8 protein-coding genes are annotated in these 10571 nt (G+C 60.6%); 3 read left to right on the top strand and 5 right to left on the bottom strand.

The annotated features are described in order from the left end of the window. Window positions 1-34 precede the first annotated feature (34 nt). A complete protein-coding gene (locus ACSQ3J_RS12425) occupies window positions 35-1426 on the top strand; it encodes an MFS transporter (protein WP_244481945.1) in 1392 nt (463 codons plus the stop codon). A gap of 44 nt (window positions 1427-1470) precedes the next feature. Here the strand turns inward: ACSQ3J_RS12425 and purH are convergent, their stop codons facing one another. The 4 genes from purH to htpX all read right to left on the bottom strand — a co-directional run bounded on the left by purH (window position 1471) and on the right by htpX (window position 7483). Continuing rightward, entirely contained in the window at window positions 1471-3084 is a 1614-nt protein-coding gene (gene purH / locus ACSQ3J_RS12420) for a bifunctional phosphoribosylaminoimidazolecarboxamide formyltransferase/IMP cyclohydrolase (protein ID WP_060502838.1), read from the bottom strand. Window positions 3085-3212: 128 nt separating this feature from the next. Continuing rightward, complete coding sequence (locus ACSQ3J_RS12415) at window positions 3213-4898, bottom strand: heparinase II/III family protein (protein WP_060502524.1); 1686 nt, start codon at window positions 4896-4898, stop codon at window positions 3213-3215. 207 nt (window positions 4899-5105) lie between these two features. Continuing rightward, the gene (locus ACSQ3J_RS12410) at window positions 5106-6524 is read right to left on the bottom strand and encodes an RsmB/NOP family class I SAM-dependent RNA methyltransferase (protein WP_060502523.1); all 1419 of its coding nucleotides are present in this window, start codon (window positions 6522-6524) and stop codon (window positions 5106-5108) included. Then, window positions 6521-7483: a zinc metalloprotease HtpX gene (gene htpX / locus ACSQ3J_RS12405; protein WP_436039264.1), complete on the bottom strand. Its 963-nt coding sequence runs from the start codon at window positions 7481-7483 to the stop codon at window positions 6521-6523. The genes ACSQ3J_RS12410 and htpX overlap by 4 nt, the downstream gene beginning before the upstream one ends. Before the next feature lie 68 nt (window positions 7484-7551). On the opposite strand from htpX, the gene ACSQ3J_RS12400 reads away from it, so the two are divergent. Both ACSQ3J_RS12400 and ACSQ3J_RS12395 read left to right on the top strand, forming a co-directional pair. Continuing rightward, window positions 7552-7800: a DUF1674 domain-containing protein gene (locus ACSQ3J_RS12400; protein WP_060502521.1), complete on the top strand. Its 249-nt coding sequence runs from the start codon at window positions 7552-7554 to the stop codon at window positions 7798-7800. A 14-nt stretch (window positions 7801-7814) separates the two neighbouring features. Further along, entirely contained in the window at window positions 7815-8504 is a 690-nt protein-coding gene (locus ACSQ3J_RS12395) for a thermonuclease family protein (RefSeq protein ID WP_244481943.1), read from the top strand. On the opposite strand, the gene acs is transcribed toward ACSQ3J_RS12395, so the two are convergent. Next, a complete protein-coding gene (gene acs / locus ACSQ3J_RS12390) occupies window positions 8479-10428 on the bottom strand; it encodes an acetate--CoA ligase (RefSeq protein ID WP_060502520.1) in 1950 nt (649 codons plus the stop codon). The two genes, ACSQ3J_RS12395 and acs, sit on opposite strands and share 26 nt — an antisense overlap. Window positions 10429-10571: the final 143 nt, after the last annotated feature.

Below are 10571 nucleotides of genomic sequence, written 5' to 3'. Positions count from 1 at the left end.
CGCCAGACGGGGCGGGCAGACGGTGGAGAATCAGGTGAGCAGCATCTCGGTGGAGGCTGGCGACGAGCCAAAGGTATCGCGCGCTGGCCTCGGCGGCTGGATGCTGTTCGACTGGGCGGCCCAGCCGTTCTTCACCGTGATCATCACCTTCATCTTTGGCCCCTACTTCGTCTCGCGGCTGACCGACGACCCGGCTTACGGGCAGGCGATGTGGGGCTATACGCTGACCATCTCCGGCATCGTCATCGCCGTGTTGTCGCCGGTACTCGGGTCGATCGCCGACCAGACCGGCGCGCGAAAGCCCTGGATCGCATTCTTTGCCGTCATCAAGATCATTTCACTGGCGCTCCTGTGGTTCGCCGTGCCGGGATCGTCGCTGATCTATCCGTTCATCTTCATTATTCTGGCCTCGATCGCAGCGGAATTCTCGATTGTTTTCAACGATTCGATGATGCCGCGCCTGGTCGGCGAAAAAGAGATCGGCCGTATCTCCAACATGGCCTGGGGGCTTGGCTATCTCGGCGGCATGATAGTCCTGATTGCCGTTGTCACGCTACTTGCCGGAAGCCCGGAATCCGGCAAAACAATTCTCGGAATAGACCCGCTGTTCGGGCTTGATCCGGCAACTGGCGCCGATGCGCGGGTCACGGGGCCGATCTCAGCCCTCTGGTATCTGGTTTTCATCCTGCCGATGTTCCTGTTCACGCCCGATGCCCAGAAGGCCGCTATGCCGGCTATGACCGCGGTGCGCGCCGGACTGACTGAACTGCGCCATACGATCGGCGAACTGCGCCACCGCTCCGGAATCCTGCGTTTCCTGATTGCCCGGATGATCTTTCAGGACGGGGTCAACGGCCTTTTGGCGCTGGGCGGCACGTTTGCTGCCAGCATGTTTGCTTGGCAGACCGTCGAGCTTGGCGTCTACGGCATCATTCTTAATGTCGTGGCGATCGGCGGCTGCCTCTATGCCAGCCGGCTCGATGCAAAACTCGGCTCCAAGGTGATCGTTACCGTCAGCCTGATCTGCCTGACCATCGCCACGCTCGGCATCGTCTCGACTGGACCCGGCTACACATTGTTCGGGCTGCTACCGCTGCCAACCACCGATTCCGGCGCGATGTTCGGCACGGCAGCAGAGAAGGCCTACATCGTCTTTGGCCTTCTGGTCGGGATTGCTTTCGGTCCGGTCCAGGCCTCGTCCCGCTCCTACATGGCGCGCAGTGTCAGCGCCGATGAGGCAGGGCGCTATTTCGGCATTTACGCGCTCTCTGGCCGTGCAACGACCTTTCTGGCGCCCGCCGCCGTTGCCACCGTTACCCTGATGACGGGATCGGCCCGCATCGGCATGATGGCCCTGGTCGTTTTTCTGGGTGCCGGCCTTCTGATCCTCATCCGCACGCCTTATCCGGCGAATAAGCCCGCATAAAAAAACCCGCCGGAAGGCGGGTTTCTTAGCCGGTGATTGATGGATCAATGCCGGAAATGGCGCATGCCGGTAAACACCATCGCCACGCCAGCCTCATCGGCGGCGGCGATGACTTCCGGATCGCGCATCGAGCCACCCGGCTGGATAACGGCAGTGGCGCCAGCTGCGATCATCGACAGCAGACCATCGGCAAACGGCAGGAAAGCTTCCGAGGCAACGGCGGAACCGCGGGTGAGCGGCGCAGCAAGTCCGAGCGCCTTGGCGGCTTCTTCGGCCTTCAGGGCGGCGATGCGGGCTGAATCCACACGGCTCATCTGGCCCGCACCGATGCCGACGGTCTGACCGTCCTTGGCATAGACGACAGCGTTGGATTTCACATGCTTTGCCACCTTGAAGGCGAACTTCATGTCTTCCAGTTCCTGCGCTGTCGGTGCGCGCTTGGTGACGACCTTGAGATCGAGATCCTCGACCATGCCATTGTCACGCGTCTGCACCAAGAGGCCGCCGGACACCGTCTTTGCCGTCAGGCCGGGTATGCGCGGGTCGGGCAGAGCGCCGGTGATCAGCAGGCGCAGGTTCGGCTTGGCGGCGATGACCACCTTGGCGACGTCGCTGACCGACGGGGCGATGATGACTTCCGTGAACAGCTTGACGATTTCTTCCGCCGTGGCGCCATCCAGCTCCTGGTTGAGAGCGATGATGCCACCGAAGGCGGAGGTGGAATCGCAGGCAAGCGCGCGCTCATACGCCTCGAGCAGGGTCGCGCCGGTCGCCACGCCGCAGGGGTTGGCATGCTTGATGATGGCGACGGCCGGGGATTTTGCAACCGGGAACTCGGCAACCAGCTCGAAGGCGGCGTCGGTGTCGTTGATATTGTTGTAGGAGAGCTGCTTGCCCTGCAGGAGCGTCGCTGTTGCTACGCCCGGGCGGTTTTCGCCGGTGATGTAGAATCCGGCTTTCTGATGCGGGTTTTCGCCGTAGCGCATCTCTTCCTTCAGTACGCCGCCGATGGTGCGGTGAATCGGCATTGGCGTATCCAGCACCTCGGCGAACCAGCCTGAAATGGCGGTATCATAGGCGGCGGTGCGGGCGTAGGCCTTGGCCGCCATCTTCTGGCGGAAGGCGAAGGATGTGGCGGCACCGGCGCCCAGTTCGGCCAGAAGCCCCGCATAATCGGAGGCGTCGGTGATGACGGTGACATAGGCGTGGTTCTTGGCCGAGGCACGGATCATTGCCGGGCCGCCGATATCGATATTTTCGACCGTCGTCGGATAATCGCCGCCCTTGGCGCGGACATCCTCGAAGGGATAGAGATTGATCACGGCCAGATCGATGCCGGTAATGCCATGCGTCGTCATCGCCTGGACATGATCTTCGTCATCGCGGATCGCCAGAAGCCCGCCATGGACGCCAGGATGCAGCGTCTTCACCCGGCCATCCATCACTTCCGGAAAACCGGTGAGTTCGGACACGTCGGTGACCGGCAGGCCGGCATCGGCGAGAGCCTTGTGCGTGCCGCCGGTCGAAACAAGATGAACGCCCTTCTGGTGCAGGGCGCGCGCCAGATCGACGATGCCGGTCTTATCGGAAACGGAGAGGAGGGCGGTGCGGACAGTGACCTGATCCGGGGCGGGAATCTTCTTGGAGGCGACAGCCATCATCAAGCTCCTTGGCTTAGGCGCCGGATATCGGGAGGGTCTTCCGGCAAATGTCCGCCTGCCGTTAACACAGCTTTTCACCTGAAGAAACCGCAGTCACGGCAATGAGCGCTCTACCAAGGATATTGTCACCCTTCGCGCGAAAAAATCCACTGGATTTCCGGCTGTGAGGCCGCCGCGAAGGTGACGGTCAGTTGCGACGACTTCCGAACGCCGGAGGGATCGGCAAAGAAGATATCTTCCTCGACCAGAACCTCGCCGTCGCGGCACGTGAACAGCCAGACTTCGCCGTCCGGCGCGCTCAGATAGACCTCATGAGCGCTGTGCTGGCGGATATTGATCGACGGATGAATATGAAACCGGGCAACGGCGACGGCGCTGTTGCTTTGCGCCGGTTCCGAACCATCCGGCTGAAACAGCCGGTCGCGGCCGCGAACCGCATTTGCCTGGCCGTTGACGCTGATGTCGCGCTCGTGCAGCAGGCCAAAGGCCTGCGCGTAGCCATCATGGCTGGCGATGACAGCATCCGGCTGGCCTGCGCGTTCCTCGCGGCGGACCGCAACCTTGGAGACGCCGCCGGTGACGATGGGGCCGAGAAACCCCGACTGCGACAGGCGTGACGACGAGCGGTCATTGATTGTTACGGTCGAATGCGCCGCAGTCGAGCGCGCCAACTGGCGGAATCGTTCGCCGGCAAACTTTGGTGATCCGGAATTGATCACGAACCGGTGTCGGCCCGACGACATTTCGAACGACAGGCAACCCGCATGTGCCGTGCGCGACAATTCCGGCGACAGCGGCTTTCCGGTATCCATGATGACGACGACATTGTTATGCGCTAGCCGTTCATACTGAAGATGCGGCAAGGCCTTGAAGGGCGCACCAGCCGTTTCGTCATAGCGCAGGACGGCCATCAACTCATTGGCGAGCGTCGAGGTGGCGCCGTTGAACAGAGCCAGTTCACCTCCCTCGTGACGGAAGAACCGCAGCGCCGGATACATCCGGTCGATGCACGGGATCAACTTTGCCGGCACCTCATGACCGAGATTGACATAGGTCTGACGCAACGGCAGCAGGTCGATCAGCAATTCCAGACCCGTGCGCGGGTTACGCGAACTGTGGCCGCCATCGGGAAGAATTTGCCGGTCAAGCTCCACATCGAGATTGCGGGCGGCTTTGCGGATCGTCGCCTCGGACGCCGGCATGGCAACAGAGGCCATGGCGAGCGCGATCCGCGCGCGCAAGCGCGCGTCGCCGTCGCAGGTCGTGTCGGTTATGTGGCGCAGATAGCGCACCTGGAAGGCAAGGCTTTTCAGGAACCGCCGATAGAACGGATGCTCGGCATTGCGCAGGATGATCGGCGAATGTGACAGCCAGGCAATCAGGCGTTGAGAAATGATATCCGCTTCCCATGCTATACCGCCGATGTAGCGCCCGTGCGTGATGATCCAGTCATTGACGATATGGCGCAGATGCGCAAACGCCTCATCTTCCTTGACCGTGCGCATATGCCGGACCCAACCGAAGGAATGCAACCTTACGGCGAATTCATGCGATGGAAGATCTATCTCGAATGGCGATTCGCCCGCCGTATCCAATACGCGGCCCGCCAACGGGAAGCGGCCTTGCAGAATTTCCTGCGCCACGAAAGGATCAATGGCGCGCAGGTCGGTGGGAGCGACGATCAGCCGGTCAGGCGCTGTTCCGGTAAAGCGGAATGCGGTGTTGCGGCCCAAGGCGAGGCGGCGCGAGAAGCGGCGCCAGCCCTCACGCGCATACAGATAAAGAAGCCTTTGCCGGTCTGAAATCTGCATTTTCGACGCCTGCGCGTCTCCCTACTCCCGAACTGGCTTCATGCGGCATTGAAAACCGGAATGAGTGCTGTCCGTACCGGATACTCCAGGACGGTGATCGTGCCTGAAAAACCGTTAAACTTTTATGGATCGTACCCGTATTGTTTAGGGCAAAGGCACAAGGAGCGTCAATTGACGCCCGTCATGTGCCTGTTGACAGAGATGTCCCTAAATCTTGCGGCGCAGGACGACGGCATAAAAACCATCGAGACCACCTGCGAACCCGTCCTGCGGATCGATCATGGCCGGCGTGGTGCGGAATTCGCCGAGCGAAGTCACCGCATTTTCGAGACCAGGCCAATCCGCCGGGTTAATCGCTACCCGTTCGCAATGGCCATCAGCCAGGACGCGTTCGGTGACGACTTCGCCTTCGCGTGTATCCAGCGAGCAATTTGAAAAGACCACAAGGCCGCCGGGCTTGACCAGGGTCAGGGCATGACGCAGCAGCTTTTCCTGCAAAACGGCCAGCTTTTCGATATCCTCCGGCCCCTTGGTCCACAGAACATCCGGATGGCGGCGGATCGTGCCGGTCGAGGAACAGGGCGCATCAAGCAGGGCGGCATCGAACAGCTCTTCGGTGCGGAAATCAGCCATGTTGATTTCCTGGGTGGTCGCTTCCAGCCCCAGACGGGCAAGATTGCCCTGAAGCCGCTTGAGGCGGCTCGCCGATTGATCGAGTGCCGTCACCTCGGCACCGGCGAGAATGAGCTGTGCCGTCTTGCCGCCGGGTGCGGCGCAGAGGTCGATGACACGCTTGCCAGCAAGGGGGCCGAAAAGCCTGGCGGGAAGGGCGGCGGCGGCATCCTGTACCCACCATTCGCCATCATCGAATCCGTCCAGCGAAGGAACCGCGCCGGAAAACCCGGCAAGACGCACAGAACCGGTCGGCAGAAGGCGGCCATTCAGCCGCTCCGCCCAGCTCTCCGGGTTGGATTTGACGGTCAAATCGATAGCAGCAGGGGTCAAAAGTGCGTCGGCGATGCGGCCTGCCTCGTCGGCACCGTAATAGGAGACCAGCCGTTTGTGGAACCAAGCCGGAATCGCCGGGATCTTTTCACCGATATTTTCAAGCAGATCCCGCTTTTCGCGGGACATGCGGCGCAGCACGGCATTGACGAGACTGGCGAAACGCTTGTTGCGCGGATCGATCTGCGCTTGCTCGACTGCAAGATCGACGGCGGAATGATCGGGAATATCCAGATAGAGGATTTGCGCCGCGGCCACCGTCAACACATGATCAAGCGCACGGGCGCCTTCCGGCAGCGGATTTTGCAGCAAGGAGCCGATCATCGCCTCGATGCGCGGCAATTGCCGCAGGGCCGAGTTCAGGATCGCGCGAACCAGCGCACGGTCGGCCTCATTCAGCTCGCGATAGACCGGATTGCCGTTGCCGGCATCCAGCATGCCATCCAGCGAGGTTTTGCGATCGACAACGGCGGCAAGCATTTTAGCGGCGGCCTGCCTGGCCCGGATTCCGGGCTTGTCACTGCGTTCGAACGCCGGATTCTCCGAACCATCGCCGCGCGAACGGGCAGGGCGTTTATTTCGTTTCGGGCGCGAATCATTTCTATTGTCGTCAGACGTCAAGACCAGGGACCTTTTTTCGGTGGTTCAGAACCACCGCGACCCCAGCCTGTCGGCGGCACGGAGCGCGATTTGCGCACGGGATTATCAGCCCTGACCGGCCGCGTCGAGACCGGCTGCATTTCTTGCGCCATCTGTTGCAAGGCAGCGATGCGGTTTTCCGTCGCCGGATGGGTGGAGAACAGGTTGTCCATGCGCTCCCCCGACAATGGATTGATGATAAACATATGCGCCGTGGCCGGATTGCGTTCGGCTTCGGCGTTCGGCACCTGATGGGCGAAATTGGAGATTTTGGCCAGTGCCGATGCCAGGGCCAAAGGCTTGCAGCAGATCTCGGCACCGCGCCGGTCGGCCGAATATTCACGCGTCCGGCTGACGGCCATCTGCACGATCATCGCCGCGAACGGCGCGACGATCATCGCCACCAGCACACCGATGAAGCCGAGCGGATTGTTGTTTTCACGATTGCCGCCGAAGAAGAAGGCGAAATTGCCGAGCATCGAGATCGCGCCGGCAAGCGTCGCCGTCAGTGTCATGGTCAGCGTGTCACGGTTTTGCACGTGAGCCAGTTCATGCGCCATGACGCCTGCTACTTCATCATAGGTCAACGCATTCAACAACCCGGTGGATGCGGCCACCGCAGCATTTTCGGGATTGCGGCCGGTGGCAAAGGCATTCGGCTGCGGATTATCGATGACGTAGACCTTCGGCATGGGCAGTCCGGCGTTCCCCGCGAGATCACGGACGATACCGTAATATTCCGGGGCTGTACGCTCGTCGACTTCCTGGGCGCGGTACATGCGCAGCACCATGCTGTCGGAGTTCCAGTAGGAAAAGAAGTTCATACCGGCCGCAATGACAAGCGCGATCATCATGCCGCCCCTTCCGCCGATGAGGAAGCCGACCGCCATGAACAACGCGGTCATGAAGGCCAGAAGCATCGCGGTGCGCATCAGGTTCATCAGTCAGATCTCCAAAGTTGCCGATGTTTCACGTGAATCATGGTTTCGCTTGAACAAAGGTTTCCTATATGATGGGGACATTAGGCGCATTCTTCAACTTTTTCGCGGAAATTCGCATGCAAAACGACAACGACAATTCGGCACTGGAGCCGCGCAAACCCCTTTCGCCCGCAGCAAAGCGCGCGCTGGCCGAAGCTGACGAACGCCGCAAGGCGCAAAAGCCGGTCGAACTGCCGGAAGAACTGGGCGGGCGTGGCGGCGCGGAGCCATCGCGCTTTGGTGACTGGGAGATCAACGGCCGGGCAATCGATTTCTAAGGAAATAATTCCTGTTGATCTGCCGTCATGAACGGTATATTTTCCTATTCATGATGTTTCGCTCGATCCCGTTTTCCGTCGCCACTCTGGCAACCATTTCCCTGGTCGGCTCTTCGCATGCCTCTGAATCCGGCAAACGAATCGAAATCGCCGGGCCGGTGACTGCAGACGTCATCCGTGTCATCGATGGCGACACAATTCTGGTGGCGGCGAAACCCTGGCCGCAACAGACCATGGAAGTCTATGTCCGGCTGCGCGGCATTGATGCGCCGGAGCTTAAATCGGCCTGCGCAGCCACGCGCGATGCCGGACGGCAGGCGCGGTCAGCGCTTGCAAGCCTGACCAGCGAACAGGGCGAAATCCAGTTGACGCATATTTCCGGCGACAAGTATTTTGGCCGGGTCGTCGCCGATGTCAGCCTTTCGGATGGGCGGAATCCGGCTCAGGAAATGCTGCTGGCGGTTATGTCTCGCCTTATGATGGCGGACGAAAATCAAAGGCCTGTACGTCGTTTTGGTGAATCAGCGGGGTTATCCACTTCTCCCCAGCGGGGAGAAGTGCCGAACGGGTGCGAGGCGATGGGGGGCACGGCACATTACGAGCGCTTGGTCCCTCATCCGGCTTCGCGCCACCTTCTCCCTATGGGGAGAAGAGGGAACATGCTGACCTTTCAGCGCTCTATTTCTTGTTTTGACGGTTGGTGATCAGGTCATCGACAACCGCCGGATCGGCGAGCGTCGAGGTATCACCGAGCGAGCCAAAATCGTCTTCGGCGATCTTGCGCAGAATACGGCGCATGATCTTGCCGGAGCGGGTTTTTGGCAGGCCGGGGGCGAACTGGATCTTATCCGGCGAAGCAATGGCGCCGATTTCCTTGCGGACATGGGTGACCAGCGCCTTGCGCAGATCGTCCGAACCGGTTTCGCCGACCATCAGCGTCACGTAGCAATAGATGCCCTGGCCCTTGATGTCGTGTGGATAGCCAACAACGGCGGCTTCCGAGACCGAATCATGGCTGACAAGCGCTGATTCGACTTCCGCCGTGCCCATGCGATGGCCGGAGACGTTCAACACGTCATCAACGCGGCCGGTGATCCAGTAATAGCCATCATCATCGCGGCGGCAGCCGTCACCGGTGAAATACTTGCCCTTGTAGGTGGCAAAATACGTCTGGATGAAGCGCTCGTGATCACCATAGACGGTGCGCATCTGGCCCGGCCAGCTGTCGGTGATGCAGAGATTGCCATCGGCCGCTCCCTCGATCACCTTGCCTTCGCCATCGACCAGCTGCGGCTGCACGCCGAAGAAGGGGCGGGTGGCGGAGCCCGGTTTCAGGGCAGTCGCGCCGGGCAGGGGGGTAATCAGGATCCCGCCGGTCTCTGTCTGCCACCAGGTATCGACCACCGGGCATCGGCCGTCGCCAACCACGTGATAGTACCATTCCCACGCTTCAGGATTGATCGGCTCGCCGACCGAGCCGAGCGTGCGCAGGGATTTGCGCTTCGAGCGGGTGACGAAAGCGTCGCCTTGACCCATCAGTGCCCGTATGGCGGTCGGTGCGGTGTAGAAGATGTTGACCTGATGCTTGTCGACCACGTCCCAGAGACGGCCGGCGTCCGGATAGGTCGGGACGCCCTCGAACATCAGCGTCGTGGCGCCATTGGCCAGCGGACCGTAGACGATATAGGAATGGCCGGTGACCCAGCCGACATCGGCGGTGCACCAGTAGATGTCGCCTTCGTGATAATCGAAAACATATTGATGCGTCATCGACGCATAGACGAGATAACCGCCGGTCGTGTGCAAGACGCCCTTCGGCTTTCCAGTCGAACCGGACGTGTAGAGGATGAACAGCGGATCTTCGGCATTCATCGGTGCCGGCGGACAAATCGCTTCGACGTTGGCGACGGCCTGATGGTACCAGATATCACGCTCGGAGAACCAAGCGATCTTGCCGGCTGTGCGGCGAACGACGATCACCGACGTGACCTCGACGCCGCCGCGCGAAGCGATCTCGATAGCCTGGTCGGTATTGGCTTTCAGCGGGATCGGCTTGCCGCCGCGCAGGCCCTCATCGGCAGTGATGACGACCGTGGATTCGCAATCGACGATACGGCCGGCCAGGGCATCCGGCGAAAAACCGCCGAAAACGATCGAATGCACCGCACCGATGCGCGTGCAGGCGAGCATCGCATAGGCGGCTTCCGGGATCATCGGCATGTAGATGGTGACGCGGTCGCCTTGTTTGACGCCGTTTGCCTTCAGCACATTGGCGAGGCGGCAGACGTGCTCATGCAGCTCGCGATAGGTGATCTTCTTGTCGTCATACGGATTATCGCCTTCCCAGATGATCGCCACCTGATCGCCGCGCTTTTCCAGGTGTCGGTCGATGCAGTTGTAGGAGACGTTGGTGACGCCATCCTCGAACCACTTGATCGACACATCACCGTCGAACGACGTGTTCTTGACCGTCGTGTAGGGCTTGAACCAGTCAATGCGCTTGCCATGCTCGCCCCAGAAAGCTTCAGGGTTTGTGACACTTTGCTGGTACCACGCCTGATAGGTCGCATCGTCGATAAGCGCGCGCTTGCGGGCGGATTCCAGGATCGGATAGGTTTTGGCAGACATGATGATTTCCTCCCTGCACAGGCAGTTTCAGGCGGCGCATCTCCTCGCGCTCGCCCGCTTCGGGCGCCATACATATCAGGTCAAGGCACGGCGTCCATTAGACAAAAGGTCATTTCTTCAAGAAGAATTGCATTTCTGAGAGG

Origin of the sequence: Rhizobium sp. LjRoot98, assembly GCF_964252935.1 — a bacterium.
Classification (GTDB): Bacteria; Pseudomonadota; Alphaproteobacteria; order Rhizobiales; family Rhizobiaceae; genus Pararhizobium.
Note: the sequence above shows the minus strand (reverse complement) of the source record. Positions and strands in the feature narration are given on the sequence as shown.

What these genes read in the sequence shown, in the direction of transcription:
- purH (WP_060502838.1), bottom strand. Translation starts at nt 3,084, where the DNA reads ATGGCTGTCGCCTCCAAGAAGATTCCCGCCCCGGATCAGGTCACTGTC.
- ACSQ3J_RS12415 (WP_060502524.1), bottom strand. Translation starts at nt 4,898, where the DNA reads ATGCAGATTTCAGACCGGCAAAGGCTTCTTTATCTGTATGCGCGTGAG.
- htpX (WP_436039264.1), bottom strand. Translation starts at nt 7,483, where the DNA reads ATGAACCTGATGCGCACCGCGATGCTTCTGGCCTTCATGACCGCGTTG.
- ACSQ3J_RS12400 (WP_060502521.1), top strand. Translation starts at nt 7,552, where the DNA reads ATGATGGGGACATTAGGCGCATTCTTCAACTTTTTCGCGGAAATTCGC.
- acs (WP_060502520.1), bottom strand. Translation starts at nt 10,428, where the DNA reads ATGTCTGCCAAAACCTATCCGATCCTGGAATCCGCCCGCAAGCGCGCG.